Raw genomic sequence first — 16,831 nt, 5'->3', positions numbered from 1 at the left:
GGCGGGCTTGTTCGTCCATCAAGGCAGCGTGGGCGCATTACTTTTTCGCATCCTTCAGGGCTTCCTTCACATCGCCCAGCTTTTTCTGAGCCGTGCCTTCGACCTGCTTGGCAATGCCCTTGGCCTGCTGTTCGGGGCTGTCGATCAACTCGCCAGCCTTTTGCTGCACCTTGCCTGCGGCATCCTTGAGCGTGCCCTTGATCTGATCCGTGTTCATAGCTGCGTCCTTTGCTGCAAGAGCTTCTAAAAAAGGGATGGATCCTTGCAGACCCGACGCAACGATAAGCGCGCCCCGCAAGGACAGCCGCCAGCGCTCGGCAACGATGAGCGTGGTCTCAGGCCTACAGCCTCATCTCTTCCCCGGAGCGCGGCCTGCCGCCATGCCTGTTTCGGAGCGCAGGCGTTTCAGTGCCTCGTCCACCACCGCTTCCTTGTGCGCCTCGAACAGGCCTGCCGCAGCGTCCTTGTGCTCTTGCAGCAACTGGCACAGGCGCGAAATTTCCTCTCTCAATCCCGCCGCACCCTGCTCGACCCCGGCCTGGTCGGCATCGCCGGCTTCGTCCAATTCGAAGCTGCGCCGTATGCGCGCAACGATTTCTGCATTCATGGAACGGTGGCCGGCCTTTGCCGCTTCCGAGATGCGATCACGCATGCCATCCGGAAAACGGACGATGAAGCGCTCCTGGGTTTCGCTGGGAAAGGGTTTGCGTTGCATTGCGCGATGGTACCTGCCGGATGCAAATTCAGATTCATGCCTAGTTGACATGATTCCAAGTTGGCATAAAACTCGAAACGACCCGCCCGGGGGCTGTGCAAGCCCACATCCACGCCCTCGAACCACCAGCCCTGAATCCAGGACACATTGCGCAAGGACAGAACCATGCCGGACACAGACATGCCAGCCTCCGTGCATCCTGCGCAGGCCGTCGCCAGCCCGCCCGACCCGGAGACCCTGGCAACAGACGCGCTATGCCACATCAGCGCAGCGCTGAGCGTGCTGGAAATGCATGTGGAAAGATCCAGCCGCGCCATGGTGATCGGTGTCCGCGACCTGCTGCGCGGCTATCACCACAAGGCGGACCGCGCCGCTGCCGAGCAGCCGGTGGAGGCCCTGGCCAGCAGCGTGCTGCCACAGATGTCCGCCGACCTTCAGGGCCTGCTGGAAATCATTGACCGCGTGAACGACGACGAGACGGACGACCCCATCCTCTATGCCGTGAGCTACCTGCTCAGGGCGGCCAAGAGATTCTCGGATGCGGCGCCGCAGGCCTAGCAGCCTGCGCATCGCCGCTTTCCATCACTCCTCGTTGGTCCACTCCACCCGAGCGCCCAGACTGCGCAGGTTCTCCACGAAGTGCGGATGCGCCCGGCGGATCGGCGTGGCGTTACGGATCTCCGAGCGGCCCTCGATGCTGCTGGCGACCATGAACAGCGCAATCGCCACGCGGATGATGTAGGGGCTCTCCACCACGGCCGGCGTCAGCGGATTGCCGCCGAAGGTGACCACACGATGCGGGTCCGAGGAAAACACATGGGCGCCGAACTTGGACAGCTCGCCCGTCCAGCCCAACGCGCCGTCATAGATCTTGTTCCAGAACAGAGCATTGCCCTGCGCATGCACGCCCAGCGCAATGAAGATGGGCAGCAGATCCACCGGAAAGTACGGCCAGGGAGCGGCTTCCACCTTGGTAAGCACATTGCTGGTGAACGGCGTCTGCACCTTCAGCGGCCCCGAGCGCAGCGCGCGTGACCAGCCGTTCTTGTGCTCCACCTGCACGCCAAACTTGGCGAAGGTGCGGTCGATCAGCGGAAAGTTGTCCGGCGTGCTGTTGCGCACCTCCACATCGCCGCCCGTGATCGCGCCCAGCGCGAGAAAGGTGGTGATCTCGTGGAAGTCTTCCTCGAAGGTGAACTCGCCGCCGCTCAGCGGTGCGCCGCCACGCACCGTCAGCCGCGAGGTGCCGATGCCGTCGATGTCGGCGCCCATCATCACCATGAAGCGGCAGAACTCCTGCACATGCGGCTCGCAGGCCGCATTGGTCAGCATGGACTCGCCCTGCGCGGCCACGGCGCACAGCACGAAATTCTCTGTCGCCGTGACGGAGGCGTAGTCCAGCCAGTGGCGCACGGCCTTGAGCGGCTGTGCGCTGTGGATCAGCAGCGAGCCGCTGGCGCGCTCCACCTCACCTCCGAAAGAGCGGAAGATGTCCACGTGCGGATCGATCTCACGCACGCCCAGCGTGCAGCCCTTGACGTTGTCCTCCAGCCGCGCCACGCCAAAGCGCGCCAGCAGCGGCGGCACCAGCATGATGGAAGAGCGCATCTCCTCCGGCAGGCGATGCGACGATGCATCAAAGCGCGTATCGCGATGATGCAACTGCAGCGTGCGTGTGGTTTCGTCCAGCTGCACCTCGCTGCCCAGCGTGCGGAAGATGTCCAGGATCTTGCGCACATCGGTGATGTCCGGCACGCCATGCAGCCGCAGCGGCTGATCGGTCAATAGCGTGGCGCACAGGATCGGCAACACGGCATTCTTGTTGGCGGAAGGAACGACGCGGCCGCGCAAGGGCGTGCCGCCGTGGACGATGAGATTGGACATGGGGGTGCAGCGCAAGCAGCGAAAGGACAACGCGTGATTCTAGGGTTGCCAAGCCCCCCCGGCGGACCTGCATCGGCTGCGCGCACCCGCTGTTTCAACAGGTTTCTTCTCTGGATCGCCAACCCGACAACAAAGCGTCAGGCTCTGCCCTGGAGTTCGTGCCCGTAGACGATGAAGCCACGATGCTCGGCCACCTGGTCATACAGCGCACGGCCCGCTTCGTTGGAAGACTGCGTCTGCCAGTAGACACGGCGCGCTCCCGCCAGGGATGCCTGCTCGTAGACCGCGCGGATGAGCGACTTGCCTATGCCCTGCTTGCGCCGGCGTGCATCGGCAAACAGATCCTGCAAATAGCACACGGGCTCCAGCCGCGTCGTGCTGCGGTGGAACAGGTAGTGCGCCAGGCCCACCAGCTCACCCTCGCTCTCTGCCACCAGCGCAAACACCGGCTCCAGCGGATTGAGAAAGCGCTCCCAGGTCGCCTGCGTGATGTCATCGGGCAGCGCCGTCTCGCCAGCGCGCCCGTAAAAGGCGTTGTAGCCCTGCCAAAGAGGAAGCCATTGCTGATGGTCCGCCTGTGCAACGGGCCGGATCTGAAGCGTGGGAACGGAGGACATGGAACTCCTGGCAAATGAGATGGGGATCCCGAATTCTAGGGACTGCCAGCCGCCGCAAAGCCGTTGCAGACGCGCTGCTCACACCTGTGAAGACCTGCGGACAGGCCGCACAGCGCGTGCGCAAAACACATACGCAGCGTACAGACCCGGCCTACATGCGGCCACAAACTTGACCCGCACGGAAACGCCGCGAAACCAATTGAAATAGATCCCGTCAGAGGCCGCGCTCCCCAAAGGCTTCCGAAATCACATGACGGAGATACAAGATGCATCGAGTCGTTCCCACAGAAAGCTTCAACCCGGACCCGGATGCCCGCTACCACCGCAGCCTGCTGGAAGCCTTTCCCGTGCGCGGCGGCCAGCAGCTGTTGCTGCTGCGCATGGAGCCACGGCCTCTGCTGCAACGCCTTTCAATGCTCGGGCTGCGCATTCTGAACCGCATCCGCAATTGAACTGGCAAGAACCACTAAACACTCCCGAGAGCTGCACGATGCGCCACCTCTTCCTCGTCTTCCTGTGGTCTGCAATCTGCGCCATCTCCTTTGCGGTGGCGATGCTGGCCAGCCCCATGTTCAGCCACGCCATCTGACAGCGGTGCCCTCTGCACCCGCATGCGCGCAGGCCCATGCGCGGCATCTCCAATGACCGCCAGTTTGCCGGCCCGCCTTTTCACAAGGCGGCCATTTCTGACCTGGGTACGAATGACGCACTACACTGCGCCAGTCCATTTGCCTGCAAAGGAGTTGCCATGAAGAAACGCAGACTGCAGATTCACCCCGTAGTGGGCGCATTGCTGATGGGAATTGCCGGCCTTACGGCCCTGCCCAGCACCTGGGCCTGCACCCGCCTTGTCTTTCTTGGTGCGAATGGCCAGGTCGTCACCGCGCGCTCCATGGATTGGAAAAGCGACATCGTCAGCAATCTCTGGGTGCTCCCGCGTGGAATGGAGCGCTCAGGCAAGGCAGGCCCCAACTCGTTGCGCTGGACGTCCAAATACGGAAGCGTCATCACCTCGGGCTATGACGTCTCCACCACCGATGGAGTCAATGAAGCCGGCCTCAACGCCAACCTGCTCTGGCTGGTGGAGTCCCAATACCCGGCCTTCGGTGCGGGCAGCAAGCCTGGCCTGACCATTGCAGCCTGGGCGCAATACGTGCTGGACAACTTCGCCACCGTCCAGGAAGCCGTTGCGGCGCTGGAGAAAGAACCTTTCACCATCGTCTCCGACAACGTTCCCGGAGAGAACCGGCTGACGACGCTGCATCTCTCGATGTCCGACGCCAGCGGCGACAGCGCCATCGTCGAGTACATCAATGGCCGGCAGGTGATACATCACGGCCGGCAATACCAGGTCATGACCAATTCACCGACGTTTGATCAGCAGTTGGCTCTCAACACCTATTGGCAGCAAGTGGGCGGCACCACCATGCTGCCCGGCACCAATCGCGCCGCCGATCGATTTGCCCGCGCATCCTTCTACGTCAACGCCATCCCCAAAAGTCAGGACCCCAACAAGGCGCTGGCCAGCGTCTTCAGCGTGATCCGCAACGCCTCGGTGCCCTACGGCCTGAATACGCCGGAGGAGCCCAATATCTCGTCAACCCGCTGGAGAACCGTTTTCGACCACCAGCGCAAGCTCTACTTCTTCGAATCAGCGTTGACGCCAAATACCTTCTGGATAGACCTCAAGGCACTCGACTTCAGCCAGAAAACCGGCAAGGTTCTCAAGCTGGATCTGGGCCCAGACCAGAACCACACCTTCTCGGGCGATGCCACGCGGCAGTTTCAGGAATCATTACCGTTTCAATTTCTAGGCATCTAGGGAAAAAAAAGCGAGCAGAAACACCAAATCAACAACGGCCGCTGGCGGCCCCCAACTTTGCACGGTGCCTGCAGGCATCACAACCATGACCGTTACCGTCATCGGCGGGGGCGGCGCGATGGAAGGGCCCGTCAGGGCAGGCCTCGGCACTGATCGGAGTTCTTCCTGCAAACCGCGCCCGTCGGGTGCGCCCAAGCGGAAAATCATCTGGTAGCCTGCATGCAAGCGAGGCGATCAGTGCCTCTTAGAAAGGATCAGCATGCTTTCCAGAATTTGCACAGCTGCATTTTTCGCTGCCATCACGCTTGTACAGATGCCGGCAATCGCCCAGGCGGACGTTCCGTCCACTGCGGTGACCTTCAAGAAAGGCACGTCGGGCGCGACTGTCCAAGGCAAGCTCCAAGGCAACAAGGAGCAGGCGCACGACTACATAGTGCGTGCGGTTGCCGGGCAGAAGATGACCGTGCACATGGAGACGAAATCCACCTCCACCTACTTCAACGTGCTGCCGCCCGGCAGCGAGGAAGCGCTGTACCGGGGCGAGGTGGCAGACGGCCCCACATGGACCGGTGCATTGCCCGCCAGCGGTGACTACCGTGTGCGTGTCTTCCTCAACCGCGCAGCCGCCCGCCAGGGCAAGTCTTCGGCGTACGCGCTCAAGATTTCCGTAGTGGATTGACGTAGCGCGGTGTCCAGACGGTCCACAACCTGCTCGTCCCGCAGACACGCGCAACACATGCTCGGCTTGTTTGAATCCTGCTCGGCCAGCTCAACGAAGCCGGCAGCCCCTGACCAAGAACATGCTCCGCGACCGCTTCGACGCCGCTCGGGATGCCGCCGGCATTCCCAAGGCGCAGTTCCAGCCTCGGGGCCTGCGCGCCACGGCCGCCAACACGTTGGATGACGACGGCGGGATACGGCTGGAGCACACGACGGAGCGCATGACCGCCCAGTACATCCGCCACAAGGTGGGCAAGAAGGTGAAGCCCGTTCGGTGAATTGCGGAACACGCCCAGAGTTGCGGAACGCGGCCTGGAAATTTCGGCCCCATCTTGCTACTTCTTCGATAGCGAAGAAAAAAGGCCTCGTATTGCTACGAGGCCTTGTGTTCTTTGGTGGGTCCTGCGAGATTCGAACTCGCGACCAACGGATTAAAAGTCCGCTGCTCTACCGACTGAGCTAAAGACCCGAACCACGCTTTGCATGCATCAGATGCTGCTCAGCGAAGACATAGATTCTAGCACCAAATTTTACGCCTCAATTCTTGATGCGGCTCAGTTGATCGATGACCCAGCCTGCGGCGCACTGGCCGAAGGTGGCGGTGACGGCTACCACCGAGCCGTAGCCGTGGCAGTTGAGCGTGCCGTCGCCTTCGATGGCGCAAGAGGCATCGGGCGGGGCGACGGCCTCGCGGCTGAAGACGCAGGCGATACCGATGCGCTTGCCTTCCTTGGGTGCGCCATGCTCGCGGCGCAGGCGGTAGCGCAGTTGGGCCAGCAAAGGGTCGTGCGTGGTGGCGCTGAGGTCTTCGATGTCCACCTTGTGCGCCAGGCGCTTGCCGCCGGCCGCTCCGACCGAAATGAAGCACTGGCGCGTGGCGCGCGCATGGGCGGCCATGGCAGTCTTGGCCTTGACCTGGTCACAGGCGTCGATGACGGCGTCCGCGTTCTGGGGCAGCAGGCGCAGCCAGTTGTCCGGATCCACGAAGTCGTCGATGCAGTGCACGCGGCAGGCCGGGTTGATCTGGGCAATGCGATCGCGCATGGCTTCGATCTTGGCCTGGCCCACGGTGGTGGAGAGCGCGTGAATCTGGCGGTTGATGTTGGACTCGGCGACATGGTCCATGTCGATGAGTGTGAGCTCGCCCACACCGCTGCGCGCCAGCGCCTCGGCGGTCCAGGAGCCCACGCCGCCGATGCCCACCACGACGACGTGCGCGGCGCGGATGCGCGCGGCGCCCGGCACGCCATACAGGCGCTCCAGGCCGCCGAAGCGGCGCTGCAGGTCGGCATCAGAAAAAACAGCGCCTGCTTCAGGCGCTGTCTTGTCTTCTCCCGCAGGGGATGAAGAGACCGTATCGCTCATCACTTGAGGCTGGCAAGACGGTTCTTGGCCGCGGCTGTGGCTTCGGCGTTGGGATAGGCCTTGATCAGGTCTTCCAGCGTCTTGCGCGCGCCCTTGGTGTCCTTCATCTCGATCTGGCAGTTGGCGATGGACAGCGCCGCCTCCGGCGCCCGGCCATGCATGGGAGCTGCCGCCAGCAGCGCGCGGAAGTTGGAGATCGCGTCCTTGTAGTTGCGATTGGCGTACTGCGAGTTGCCCAGCCAAAAGCGTGCCGAGGGCACGTAGCCGCTCTTGGGCCACTGGTTCAGGAAGGACGAGAATGCCGTGCCGGCTTCGGCAAAGCTGCCGGCACGGAACTGCGCCAGCGCGGCTTCGAAGTCGCGCTTCTCGGCCGGGTCGGCCGCGAATTCCTGGCCGTCCACCGTCACCGTGACCGGCTCGAACTGGCGCAGGCGCTCGTCCACGCCCTTGGCGATGTCGCGCTGGCCGCGCTGCAGCTCGGCCACATCTCGCAGCAGCTGCTCGTTCTGGCCGCGCAGCTTGGCTTGCTCGGACTTGAGCTGCTCGATCTGCGACTGCAGTTCGAGCAGGCCACGGCGCGTTTGCGCGCTTTCCTCGGTCATGCGCTGCTGCGACTGCTGCATGCTGTCGACACGCTGGCGCATTTCGAGGATGGCGCGGCGCGCCTCGTCATCGCCGAACAGCGCGGCATGGCCGCTGGCGGCGTAGCCGGCCATCAGGCCGGCAGCCAGCAGCGTGCGCAGCGCGGTGCGATGCAGGATCGGGGAGCGCTGCATGTTCATCAACGGTAGGACAGTTCAGCGCGGCGGTTTTGCGCGTAGGCGTCTTCGGAATGGCCTTCGGAGGCAGGCTTTTCCTTGCCGTAGCTCACGGCTTCCATCTGCGCGTCGCTCACGCCCAGCAGGCCCAGCGAGCGGCGCACGGCTTCAGCGCGCTTTTGGCCCAGGGCCAGGTTGTATTCGCGGCCGCCGCGCTCGTCGGTGTGGCCTTCGATCTGGACCTTGCGTGCAGAAGACGCCTTCAGGAAGCGTGCATGGGCTTCTATCTGGGGCTGGGCGTCGGCCTTGACGACGTAGCTGTCGAAGTCGAAGTAGACGATGCGGCTGACGCCCTGGGGACCTGCCTTGTCGGCAGCCGAGCCGGTCAGGTCCACGCCCGAGATGCCGCTTTGCGAGGTGCTGCCGGTGCCGGCACCGCTGCCCTGGCCCGTGCTGGAGGCGCCCGCGTCGGTGACCGGGGTTTCGTCGAGCTTGACGCCCGAGCTGCAACCTGCCATGAGTGCGGTGACTGCAAGTGCCAGGGAAAGTCGTTTGATGGTGATCATGAAAAATCTCCGTATGTCCGGATGGACTTCGTGCTGAGTTGACTTGTTGACTGAAAAGAAATCGAGGAAGCCGGGCTATCACTGGCGCTGGAACGGACCCCAGTCGGGCTCGCGGATGTCTCCGCCCTGCCCTGCCAGCCGCGCCTTGATCTTGCCGTCCAGCGTGGTGGTCATCAGGGACTCGCGGCCCTGCTGCAGCGTGGCGTAGACGATCAGGCGGCTGTTGGGAGCGAAGCTGGGGCTTTCGTCCGCCGTGGTGTCGGTGATGGCATTCACGGTGCCGGTGCCCAGGTCCATGACGTGGAGCTTGAAGCCGCCGCCCACGCGGGAGATGTAGGCAAGCCACTTTCCATCGGGGCTGACACTGGGCGAGATGTTGTAGTTGCCGGTGAAGGTGACGCGCTCTGCGCTGCCGCCGGAGGCCGGCACCTTGTAGATCTGCGGGGCGCCGCCACGGTCGCTGACGAAGTAGATGGAGCGGCCGTCGCTGGAGAAGTTCGGCTCGGTGTCGATGCCGCTGCTTTGCATCAGGCGGCGGGGCTCGCCGCCCTGGGCGCTGATCAGGTACAGCTGCGAACCACCATCACGGCTGAGCGTGACGGCCAGCGAGTTGCCATCGGGAGCCCAGGCCGGCGCGCTGTTGGAGCCCCGGAAGTTGGCGACCAGGCGACGGCGGCCGCTGGCCACATCGTGCACATAGACCACGGGCTTGCGCGACTCGAAGGACACATAGGCCAGCTGGGTGCCGGTGGGCGACCAGGCGGGCGAGATGATGGGTTCCGGGCTGGACAGGGCGGACTGCGCGTTCTCGCCATCGGCATCGGCCACCCACAGGCGGTAGTTGCTTCCTGCCTTGGTCACGTAGGCGATGCGTGTGGAGAACACGCCTTTCTCGCCCGTGAGTTTCTCGTAGATGTAGTCGGAGATGCGGTGGGCCACCAGGCGCAGGTCGCCGGTGGTGACGGCAAAGCCCTGGCCGCCCAGGTCCTGGCCCTTGACCACGTCCCAGAGGCGAAAGCGCACGTCGTAGCGGCCATCGGCCAGGCGCGTGATGCTGCCCACGGCCAGGGAATCTGCGCTTTTCTGGCGCCACATGGCGACATCGGGGCGCGAGGTTTCATCGAGTTGCACGCCGGCCGTGTCCACGGCGCGGAACTGACCGCTGCGCTCCAGGTCGGCCTGGATGATGGCCGAGATCTTCTGGGGCGCCTGCCCTTCTCCCTTGAATGCTGCAATGGCGATGGGCAACTGGGTCAGGCCCACGCCCGTCACTTCGACGCGGAACTGGGCCAGCGCGGGAATTGCAGGAGTGGAGGCAAGAGCGGCCAGCAGGGTTCGGCGCGAAGGGCGCGGCACGGCCGCCAGGGAGGAAGGAGAAAGGAGTCGGTCAATAGTCATTGGCATTCATCAATATCTACGGGAAGACCCCGGTACTTGCACAGGTGCGAATGTTACACACACTGGATGCGTCACGATGTAAGAACGTGCACTGTAGGGTCTGTCGGCCCAGGCTTTGTCGATCCCCGCCAGCCGCATCGGTTCCCCATGGGGCAGCCCCAGGCAAGCCCGCCGTAAAATCCGCGCTTCATGCACGCACCATCCTCACCGCCGCCGGCCCCTGCGCCGTCCGCCGCACCGGCGGCCCATGATCTCGCCAGCACCCTGACCCTGTCGCAGCGCCTGAAGCGCCTGTCCCCCTATTTTGGTGGTCAGCGCCTGGCCTGGACGATGGCCGTGGCCGCCACGCTGGTGGGTGCGGTCACCGAGCCGTTGATACCGGCATTGCTGCAGCCGCTGCTGGACAGCGGCTTCACCGACGGCACGCTGCCCCTGTGGTCGGTGCCGCTGGCCATCATCGGCGTGTTCCTGGTGCGGGGCCTGTCGCAGTTCGTGGGCCAGTACGCGCTGGCGCGCATTGCCAACGAGGGCATGCTGGCGCTGCGCAGGCGCCTGTTCGAGCGGCTGCTGGCGGCCGACATGGCCTTGTTCTCGCGCCAGTCGGCCTCATCGCTGTCCAACACCGTGGTCTATGAGGTGCAGACCGGCTCCACCCTGCTGGTGCAGGCCATGCTGGGCATCTCGCGCGATGGCTTCACCCTGGTGGCGCTGCTGGGCTACCTGCTGTATCTGAACTGGCAGCTGACGCTGGTGGTGGCCGCCGTGGTGCCGGGCGTGGCCTGGATCATGAAGACGCTGTCGCGCCGCCTGTACCGCATCACCAAGATCAGCCAGGAGGCCACGGACTCCCTGGCCTATGTGGTGGAGGAGAACGTGCTGGCCCACCGCATGGTGCGCCTGCATGGCGCGCAGCAGGGCCAGCAAAAGCGCTTTGGCGGCCTGAGCGGGCAACTGCGCAAGCTGGCCATCAAGGCCACCATCGCCTCTGCCGCGATGACACCGCTGACCCAACTGCTGGCCGCTGCTGCCCTGTCGGCCGTGATCTGCATCGCACTGTGGCAAAGCCGGGGCACGGGCGCCGCCGCGGCCAATGTGCAGGATGTGACGGTGGGCAGCTTCGCGGCCTTCATCACGGCCATGCTGATGCTGATTGCCCCCATTCGCCGCCTGGCCGATGTGGCCAACCCCATCACGCGCGGCGTGGCGGCGCTGGAGCGCGGCCTGCATCTGCTGGAGGGCTCGGGCGACGAGACCGGCGGCACCCAGGTGCCCGGCAAGGCGCGTGGCGAGATCGAGCTGCGCGACGTGTCCGTGCAGTTTGGCGAGGACAAGGCGCCCGCCCTGAGCCATGTGGATCTGCGCGTGCGACCCGGCGAGGTGGTGGCCCTGGTGGGGCCGTCCGGCGCCGGCAAGACCACGCTGGTGAACCTGCTGCCGCGCTTTCTGCAGCCCACGGATGGGCAGTTGCTGCTGGACGGCACCCCCCTGCCCGAATGGGATCTGGCCGCCCTGCGCCAGCAGTTCGCCATGGTCAGCCAGGATGTGGTGATGTTCAACGACACCATTGCCGCCAATGTGGCGCTGGGTGGCGTGGAAGACGAGGCACTGCTGTGGGCGGCGCTGGACGCCGCCAACCTGGGCTCGCACGTGCGCGGCCTGCCCCAGGGCCTGCAGACGGTGGTGGGCCACAACGCCAGCCAGCTGTCCGGCGGCCAGCGCCAGCGGCTGGCGATTGCGCGGGCGCTGTACAAGGATGCGCCGGTCCTGATTCTGGACGAGGCCACCTCGGCACTGGACAACGAATCCGAGCGCCTGGTGCAGGAGGCGCTGACACGGCTGATGCAGGGCCGCACGACCCTGGTCATCGCCCACCGGCTGTCCACCATCGAGCATGCCGACCGTGTGGTGGTGATGGAGCGCGGCCGCATCGCCGAGCAAGGCACGCATGCCGAACTGCTGGCGCGCGACGGGCTGTATGCCAGGTTGAGCAGGAACCACGCCACCTGAGCGGACAGGATTGGGGGCGGCCATGCCGCTTTCGCTTGCGGCTGGCGGCTACCAGCTCCCGCGCGAGGGCTGGGTCTTGCGTTCGGCCTTGATGGCCTTGGTGAGTTTGTCGACCATGTATTGGCGGTCCACCTGCCTGGCGAAGTCGGCGGCGGTGAAGCCGCGCTGGTTGCGCAGGATGACGTCGGCGCCTTCGGCGATGAGCAGGTCCACCACGGCTTCGCTGCTGTACTGGGCAGCCAGCATCAGCGGCGTGGTGCCGTTGGGCGATTCGGCGTCGATGTAGGCGCTTTTGTCCAGCAGCAGCTTGATGATGTCCAGCGTTTGGGGCAGGTCGGCCGAGGTGGCGTAGTGCAGCGGTGTCCAGCCGGGGCGGTTGACATCGGCGCCCCGGCGTATGAGTTCCTTGGCCAGGTCCAGGTGGCCCTTGATGCAGGCCATCATCAGCGGCGTTTCGCCCTGCTGCGAGGCTTCGTTGACCTTGATGCCGGGGGACTTGAGCAGCACGTCGAAGACGCCCAGGGAGCCCTGGTGCAGGGCCGCAACCAGGCCCGGGCGGCCGCGCGTGTCGCGCGTGTTGGGATCGAAGCCGCGAAAGATCAGGTTGACCATGGCGCGCTCGTTGTCGCTGACGATGGCACGCACGTAGTCGTCGTACTGGCTGGCGTGCGCCAGCCCGGCACCGGCTGCAGCCACGGCCGTCAGGGCGCGGCCGGCCCGGGCCAGCCAGCGGCGACGGTCCACGCGGCCGACGGCCGCAGCATTCAGTCTCATGCGACAACCCCCTTGAAAAGCTGATCGAAGTTGGCACTGGTCAGGGCGGCCACCTCCTCGACCGGAATGCCGCGCACCTGTGCAATCTGCTGGGCCACGTACGGCACATACGACGGATTGTTGGTCTTGCCGCGATAGGGAACGGGCGCCAGATAAGGGCTGTCGGTCTCGATCAGCAGGCGGTCGGCCGGCACGAAGGCGGCCACGTCGCGCAGGTGCTGGGCGTTCTTGAAGGTGACGATGCCCGACATCGAGATGTAGTAGCCCAGGTCCAGCGCCGCGCGCGCGACCTCCATGGTCTCGGTGAAGCAGTGGAAGACACCGCCGGCCTGGCCTGCCGAGCCGTCCTCGCCTTCTTCGCGCAGGATGGCCAGCGTGTCGTCCGAGGCACTGCGGGTATGGATGACCAGGGGCTTTTGCGTCTGGCGCGCCGCGCGGATGTGCACGCGAAAGCGCTCGCGCTGCCATTCCAGGTCGGCAATGGTGCGGCCGCCCTTGCGGTCTTCCATGCCGTAGTAGTCCAGGCCCGTCTCGCCGATGGCAACCACGCGCGCCAGCGCGGCGCGCTCCACCAGGTCGCCCACGCTGGGCTCGGTCATGTGTTCAGTATCGGGGTGCACGCCCACGGTGGCCCAGAAGTTGTCGTGGTCCAGCGCCAGCTGGTGCACATCGCCGAACTCCTCCATCGTGGTGCAGATGCACAGCGCGCGGGTGACACGCGCGGCCGCCATGGCCTCGCGGATCTCGGGCAGGCGGCTTTGCAGCTCGGGGAAGTTCAGATGGCAGTGGGAATCGGTAAACATGGAATCTCGTGGTTCAGAAACAGCCATGCCGACCCGGGAGCTGTCCTCCCTGTCGGCATGCGTGGCAGGCAGGTGCACCTGAAACAGGTGCAGCCATCAGACCGTCTGCGTGGCCTTGTCCGAGCTCAGCGCCGCGCCCAGGATGTTCTCGATCTTGGCCTTGAGCTCGGCGGATTTCTCGTCCTTGGGAAACTGTATGCCTATGCCCTGCGTGCGGTTGCCCGAGGCGCGTGCGGGCGTGATCCACGCCACGCGACCGGCCACGGGATAGCGCTGGGGCTCGTCGGGCAGGGTCAGCAGCACGTAGACATCATCGCCAAGACGGTACTCACGCTGCGTGGGCACGAAAACGCCCCCTTCGGCGAACATGGGAATGTAGGCGGCGTACAGCGCGGCCTTTTCCTTGATCGCCAGTTGCATCACGCTGGGACGGGGTGTGGAGGGTGCGGTGCTCATGGATGGTTTGCAGACATTGGTTCGGTGAGCGGCCGGCGCAATCGGCACCGGGCCCAGGGCCGTAGGTTAACAGGCCGGGCTTTCATGTGGCGAAAAGCGCCTGGCCATGTTCTCCCGTGCCCCGCCCTTCATGCCCGGCGCTGGCGGGCAGGCTGGCCGGACATGAGCACGCGCCGCGCCTCTGCGGCCAGGGCTTCTGCCATGAGGCCTGCGTTGAAGGGATGGTCGGCCGTGCGCGCGGCCTGGGCCAGGGTTCGCGACCATTCGGCCAGCAGGCCCATGTCCAGCGGCCGCGAAGGCAGGTCGGCTGGCGTGAAGTAGCGCGGCGCGGCGCCTGCGGCCAGTGCCATCAGGTCGTGGCAGATCTTTTGCAAGGCCTCCACGGCATGGGGCGGCGCGTAGGCGGCCAGGGCCGCCACATCGCCCTTGGCCAGCGCACGCGGCAGCTGTGACCACGACGCCATGTCGCTGCCGCCACCGCTTTGCGCCAATGCCAGTGCATCGCCGGGCCGCCCGCCTGCTGCGCGCAGCGCCACGGCGGCCGCTTCAGGGGGCACGCCCTGCGTGTCCAGCCAGGAAAGGGCCTCTTGCTGATCCGGCCAGGCCATGGTGTGGATCAGGCAGCGGCTGCGAATGGTGGGGAGCAGCTGGTGCGATGCCTCGCTGGCGAGCACGAAACGCGCATCGCCTGGCGGCTCCTCCAGCGTCTTGAGCAGCGCATTGGCCGTGATGGCATTCATCTGCTCGGCCGGATAGACCAGCACGGCCTTGCCGCGCCCGCGCGCGCTGGTGCGCTGGCAGAACTCCACGGCGTCGCGCATGGCCTCGACACGGATTTCCTTGCTGGGCTTGCGCTTCTTGTCGTCGATGTCGGCCTGGGCCTTCTCGGGCAGGGGCCAGCCCAGCGCCATCATCTGCACCTCGGGCATGAGCACGCACAGGTCGGCATGGGCGCGCACGTCGATGGCATGGCAGCTGCCGCAGTGGCCGCAGGCGCCCTGCGGCGACGGCGACTCGCACAGCCAGGCACGCACCAGTGACAGCGACAGCGCGTACTGCCCCAGGCCCGAAGGCCCCTGCAGCAGCCAGGCATGGCCGCGCTGTGCGAGCAGGCGTGTGCGCTGTTCGGCAATCCAGGAGGTGTCGGTCTCGGCCGGCTGTGGCAGGGCTTCGTTCATGCCGCACCTCCCTGGCCGCCGACCGTGATGGCCAGCCAGCCCCGGCGCACCATGACCTGCGTGATCTGCTGCCAGACCGCATGCCGGCTGGCGTTGGAGTCGATGCGGGCAAAGCGCTGGGGCGCTGCTGCAGCGCGCGACGCATAGCCCTGGGCCACGCGGGCGAAGAAGCTGCCGGGTTCGGACTCGAAGCGGTCCGGCACGCGGGCCGAGGCCAGGCGCTCGGCGGCCACCTCGGCGGGCAGGTCGAACCAGAGCGTCAGGTGGGGCTCGCGCAGCAGATCGGGCTGGGGGGCGGTGCCCGTCTGCACCATGCGCTCCAGCGTGGCCAGCGGCTGCAGGTCGAAGCCACGGCCTGCGCCCTGGTAGGCAAAGGTGGCATCAGTGAAGCGGTCGCAGAGCACGACCTCGCCGCGCGCCAACGCGGGCTCGATCACCTGCACTAGGTGGTCGCGTCGCGCGGCAAAGGCGATCAGCGCCTCGGTCAGCGGGTCCATGGCGTCGTGCAGCATCAGCGCGCGCAGCTTTTCGGCCAGCGGCGTGCCGCCGGGCTCGCGCGTGAGCGTCACCGTGCGGCCCTGGTCACGGAAAGCCTGGGCCAGCGACGCGATGTGCGAGGACTTGCCGGCGCCATCGATGCCTTCGAAGCTGATGAACAGGCCGGCGGGGGTTGCATTGGTCATATGGAAAGAGAGGATACGCAAGCGCCGCGGGAACCGCAGCAGCCCTGGGGAATATCTCAGGGCTTTTGCTGGCCGCGCTGGTAGCGGTTGACGGCGCGGTTGTGCTCGTCCAGCGAGGCACTGAAATGGCTGGTGCCGTCTCCGCGCGCCACGAAATACAGCGCCTTGGTCTGGCTGGGCTGCACGGCGGCCATGAGGGCGGCCTTGCCGGGCATGGCGATGGGCGTGGGCGGCAGGCCCGCGCGGGTGTAGGTGTTCCAGGGCGTGTCGGTCTGCAGGTCGCGGCGGCGCAGGTTGCCGTCGAATTTCTCACCCAGGCCGTAGATCACGGTGGGATCGGTCTGCAGCAGCATGCCGATGCGCAGGCGGTTGGTGAACACGCCTGCGATCTGGGCACGGTCGGCCGCGCGGCCGGTTTCCTTCTCGACGATGCTGGCCAGGGTCAGGGCCTCGTCGGGGCTCTTGAGTGGCGTGTCGGCCGAGCGCAGCGCCCAGACATCGGCCAGGCGCCGGTCCATGGCATGCAGGGCCCGGCGCAGCACGGCCAGGTCGGAGCTGCCCTTGGCGTAGGTATAGGTATCGGGGAAGAAGCGGCCCTCCGGCGCCACCCCGGGACGGCCCAGGGCCTGCATCAGGGCAGCATCGTCCATGCCCGCGCTTTCCTGGCGCAGGAATTCCTCGCGGGCCAGGGCTGCGCGCACCTGGCGCCAGTTCCAGCCCTCGACCAGGGTCAGCGCCTTGAGCGATTCCTCGCCACGCGCGAGCTTTTGCAGCAGCACATAGGGGGTCAGGCCCGTGGTCAGTTCATAGTTGCCGGCCTTGATCTGCCGGTCCTGGCCCGAGACGCGGAACCAGGCGTACAGCAGCCGCGCATCGGTCTGCACCCCGGCCTTGACCACTTCGCGGGCGACGCCGCGCGGCGTGGTGCCGGGTTCGACCTCCAGCTCCAGCGTGGGCTGGGACAGCGGCAGGGGCTGGTTCAGCCACCACCAGCCGGCACCGGCCAGCACGGCTGCCAGCACCAGCAGCATCATCAAAGCGCGAAAGATAAAGCGCACAACCTCGGTCCAAGCAAGCAATAGAGC

Annotated in this window: 20 protein-coding genes and 1 tRNA gene; 6 read left to right on the top strand and 15 right to left on the bottom strand. The window is 65.7% G+C overall.

Annotation, left to right across the window (positions count from 1 at the left end; genetic code table 11):
* Positions 1 to 37 precede the first annotated feature (37 nt).
* Together AC5I49_RS03045 and AC5I49_RS03040 are read right to left on the bottom strand one after the other, a co-directional pair.
* A complete protein-coding gene (locus AC5I49_RS03045; RefSeq protein WP_016446836.1) occupies positions 38 to 217 on the bottom strand; it encodes a CsbD family protein in 180 nt (59 codons plus the stop codon).
* A 132-nt stretch (positions 218 to 349) separates the two neighbouring features.
* Complete coding sequence (locus AC5I49_RS03040; RefSeq protein WP_016446835.1) at positions 350 to 715, bottom strand: Arc family DNA-binding protein; 366 nt, start codon at positions 713 to 715, stop codon at positions 350 to 352.
* Between the two features lie 165 nt (positions 716 to 880).
* Here AC5I49_RS03040 and AC5I49_RS03035 point away from each other — a divergent pair, with 165 nt between their 5' ends.
* Entirely contained in the window at positions 881 to 1,273 is a 393-nt protein-coding gene (locus AC5I49_RS03035; protein ID WP_046985518.1) for a hypothetical protein, read from the top strand.
* A gap of 24 nt (positions 1,274 to 1,297) precedes the next feature.
* Here the strand turns inward: AC5I49_RS03035 and AC5I49_RS03030 are convergent, their stop codons facing one another.
* Both AC5I49_RS03030 and AC5I49_RS03025 read right to left on the bottom strand, forming a co-directional pair.
* Positions 1,298 to 2,599 (bottom strand): UDP-N-acetylglucosamine 1-carboxyvinyltransferase, encoded by a 1,302-nt coding sequence (locus tag AC5I49_RS03030; protein WP_016454857.1) that lies wholly within the window; start codon positions 2,597 to 2,599, stop codon positions 1,298 to 1,300.
* A gap of 137 nt (positions 2,600 to 2,736) precedes the next feature.
* Positions 2,737 to 3,216, bottom strand: coding sequence for a GNAT family N-acetyltransferase (locus AC5I49_RS03025; RefSeq protein ID WP_016454858.1), 480 nt, complete (start codon positions 3,214 to 3,216; stop codon positions 2,737 to 2,739).
* A gap of 266 nt (positions 3,217 to 3,482) precedes the next feature.
* On the opposite strand from AC5I49_RS03025, the gene AC5I49_RS03020 reads away from it, so the two are divergent.
* From AC5I49_RS03020 to AC5I49_RS03005, 4 genes are all read left to right on the top strand, one after another.
* Positions 3,483 to 3,668, top strand: coding sequence for a hypothetical protein (locus AC5I49_RS03020; RefSeq protein WP_016446831.1), 186 nt, complete (start codon positions 3,483 to 3,485; stop codon positions 3,666 to 3,668).
* Between the two features lie 296 nt (positions 3,669 to 3,964).
* Positions 3,965 to 5,038 (top strand): linear amide C-N hydrolase, encoded by a 1,074-nt coding sequence (locus AC5I49_RS03015; RefSeq protein ID WP_016446829.1) that lies wholly within the window; start codon positions 3,965 to 3,967, stop codon positions 5,036 to 5,038.
* A 259-nt stretch (positions 5,039 to 5,297) separates the two neighbouring features.
* Positions 5,298 to 5,717, top strand: a complete 420-nt coding sequence (locus AC5I49_RS03010; protein WP_016454859.1) for a hypothetical protein — start codon at positions 5,298 to 5,300, stop codon at positions 5,715 to 5,717.
* 121 nt (positions 5,718 to 5,838) lie between these two features.
* Positions 5,839 to 6,036, top strand: coding sequence for a site-specific integrase (locus AC5I49_RS03005; RefSeq protein WP_016454860.1), 198 nt, complete (start codon positions 5,839 to 5,841; stop codon positions 6,034 to 6,036).
* Positions 6,037 to 6,151: 115 nt separating this feature from the next.
* Here AC5I49_RS03005 and AC5I49_RS03000 read toward each other — a convergent pair.
* The 5 genes from AC5I49_RS03000 to tolB form a co-directional block, all read right to left on the bottom strand.
* Positions 6,152 to 6,227 (bottom strand) — tRNA-Lys (locus AC5I49_RS03000).
* A 68-nt stretch (positions 6,228 to 6,295) separates the two neighbouring features.
* Positions 6,296 to 7,123, bottom strand: a complete 828-nt coding sequence (locus AC5I49_RS02995) for a tRNA threonylcarbamoyladenosine dehydratase (RefSeq protein ID WP_495788818.1) — start codon at positions 7,121 to 7,123, stop codon at positions 6,296 to 6,298.
* Complete coding sequence (ybgF, locus tag AC5I49_RS02990) at positions 7,123 to 7,905, bottom strand: tol-pal system protein YbgF (protein ID WP_046987598.1); 783 nt, start codon at positions 7,903 to 7,905, stop codon at positions 7,123 to 7,125. The genes AC5I49_RS02995 and ybgF overlap by 1 nt, the downstream gene beginning before the upstream one ends.
* A complete protein-coding gene (pal, locus tag AC5I49_RS02985; protein ID WP_016446824.1) occupies positions 7,905 to 8,447 on the bottom strand; it encodes a peptidoglycan-associated lipoprotein Pal in 543 nt (180 codons plus the stop codon). Before pal ends, ybgF begins: the two co-directional genes overlap by 1 nt.
* 78 nt (positions 8,448 to 8,525) lie before the next feature.
* Positions 8,526 to 9,845 (bottom strand): Tol-Pal system beta propeller repeat protein TolB, encoded by a 1,320-nt coding sequence (tolB, locus tag AC5I49_RS02980; RefSeq protein WP_016446823.1) that lies wholly within the window; start codon positions 9,843 to 9,845, stop codon positions 8,526 to 8,528.
* Positions 9,846 to 10,034: 189 nt separating this feature from the next.
* Here tolB and msbA point away from each other — a divergent pair, with 189 nt between their 5' ends.
* On the top strand, positions 10,035 to 11,852 hold the full coding sequence (gene msbA, locus AC5I49_RS02975; RefSeq protein WP_016452860.1) for a lipid A export permease/ATP-binding protein MsbA: 1,818 nt from the start codon (positions 10,035 to 10,037) through the stop codon (positions 11,850 to 11,852).
* A 48-nt stretch (positions 11,853 to 11,900) separates the two neighbouring features.
* Here the strand turns inward: msbA and AC5I49_RS02970 are convergent, their stop codons facing one another.
* The 6 genes from AC5I49_RS02970 to mltG form a co-directional block, all read right to left on the bottom strand.
* Entirely contained in the window at positions 11,901 to 12,626 is a 726-nt protein-coding gene (locus tag AC5I49_RS02970; RefSeq protein ID WP_016446821.1) for an ankyrin repeat domain-containing protein, read from the bottom strand.
* Entirely contained in the window at positions 12,623 to 13,429 is an 807-nt protein-coding gene (locus AC5I49_RS02965; RefSeq protein WP_016446820.1) for a TatD family hydrolase, read from the bottom strand. Before AC5I49_RS02965 ends, AC5I49_RS02970 begins: the two co-directional genes overlap by 4 nt.
* 96 nt (positions 13,430 to 13,525) lie before the next feature.
* Entirely contained in the window at positions 13,526 to 13,885 is a 360-nt protein-coding gene (locus AC5I49_RS02960; protein ID WP_016446819.1) for a PilZ domain-containing protein, read from the bottom strand.
* 128 nt (positions 13,886 to 14,013) lie between these two features.
* Positions 14,014 to 15,063 (bottom strand): DNA polymerase III subunit delta', encoded by a 1,050-nt coding sequence (locus tag AC5I49_RS02955; RefSeq protein WP_016446818.1) that lies wholly within the window; start codon positions 15,061 to 15,063, stop codon positions 14,014 to 14,016.
* Complete coding sequence (tmk, locus tag AC5I49_RS02950; protein WP_495788817.1) at positions 15,060 to 15,746, bottom strand: dTMP kinase; 687 nt, start codon at positions 15,744 to 15,746, stop codon at positions 15,060 to 15,062. Before tmk ends, AC5I49_RS02955 begins: the two co-directional genes overlap by 4 nt.
* 56 nt (positions 15,747 to 15,802) lie before the next feature.
* Entirely contained in the window at positions 15,803 to 16,804 is a 1,002-nt protein-coding gene (gene mltG / locus AC5I49_RS02945; protein ID WP_016446816.1) for an endolytic transglycosylase MltG, read from the bottom strand.
* Positions 16,805 to 16,831: the final 27 nt, after the last annotated feature.

Source organism: Delftia sp. (genome assembly GCF_059499305.1).
Note: the sequence above shows the minus strand (reverse complement) of the source record. Positions and strands in the feature narration are given on the sequence as shown.

Bases quoted from the DNA above. Each gene is read 5' to 3' on its own strand.
- AC5I49_RS03045 (WP_016446836.1), bottom strand. From the start codon at position 217: ATGAACACGGATCAGATCAAGGGCACGCTCAAGGATGCCGCAGGCAAG.
- AC5I49_RS03040 (WP_016446835.1), bottom strand. From the start codon at position 715: ATGCAACGCAAACCCTTTCCCAGCGAAACCCAGGAGCGCTTCATCGTC.
- AC5I49_RS03035 (WP_046985518.1), top strand. From the start codon at position 881: ATGCCGGACACAGACATGCCAGCCTCCGTGCATCCTGCGCAGGCCGTC.
- AC5I49_RS03030 (WP_016454857.1), bottom strand. From the start codon at position 2,599: ATGTCCAATCTCATCGTCCACGGCGGCACGCCCTTGCGCGGCCGCGTC.
- AC5I49_RS03025 (WP_016454858.1), bottom strand. From the start codon at position 3,216: ATGTCCTCCGTTCCCACGCTTCAGATCCGGCCCGTTGCACAGGCGGAC.
- AC5I49_RS03020 (WP_016446831.1), top strand. From the start codon at position 3,483: ATGCATCGAGTCGTTCCCACAGAAAGCTTCAACCCGGACCCGGATGCC.
- AC5I49_RS03015 (WP_016446829.1), top strand. From the start codon at position 3,965: ATGAAGAAACGCAGACTGCAGATTCACCCCGTAGTGGGCGCATTGCTG.
- AC5I49_RS03010 (WP_016454859.1), top strand. From the start codon at position 5,298: ATGCTTTCCAGAATTTGCACAGCTGCATTTTTCGCTGCCATCACGCTT.
- AC5I49_RS03005 (WP_016454860.1), top strand. From the start codon at position 5,839: ATGCTCCGCGACCGCTTCGACGCCGCTCGGGATGCCGCCGGCATTCCC.
- AC5I49_RS02995 (WP_495788818.1), bottom strand. From the start codon at position 7,123: ATGAGCGATACGGTCTCTTCATCCCCTGCGGGAGAAGACAAGACAGCG.
- ybgF (WP_046987598.1), bottom strand. From the start codon at position 7,905: ATGAACATGCAGCGCTCCCCGATCCTGCATCGCACCGCGCTGCGCACG.
- pal (WP_016446824.1), bottom strand. From the start codon at position 8,447: ATGATCACCATCAAACGACTTTCCCTGGCACTTGCAGTCACCGCACTC.
- tolB (WP_016446823.1), bottom strand. From the start codon at position 9,845: ATGACTATTGACCGACTCCTTTCTCCTTCCTCCCTGGCGGCCGTGCCG.
- msbA (WP_016452860.1), top strand. From the start codon at position 10,035: ATGCACGCACCATCCTCACCGCCGCCGGCCCCTGCGCCGTCCGCCGCA.
- AC5I49_RS02970 (WP_016446821.1), bottom strand. From the start codon at position 12,626: ATGAGACTGAATGCTGCGGCCGTCGGCCGCGTGGACCGTCGCCGCTGG.
- AC5I49_RS02965 (WP_016446820.1), bottom strand. From the start codon at position 13,429: ATGTTTACCGATTCCCACTGCCATCTGAACTTCCCCGAGCTGCAAAGC.
- AC5I49_RS02960 (WP_016446819.1), bottom strand. From the start codon at position 13,885: ATGAGCACCGCACCCTCCACACCCCGTCCCAGCGTGATGCAACTGGCG.
- AC5I49_RS02955 (WP_016446818.1), bottom strand. From the start codon at position 15,063: ATGAACGAAGCCCTGCCACAGCCGGCCGAGACCGACACCTCCTGGATT.
- tmk (WP_495788817.1), bottom strand. From the start codon at position 15,746: ATGACCAATGCAACCCCCGCCGGCCTGTTCATCAGCTTCGAAGGCATC.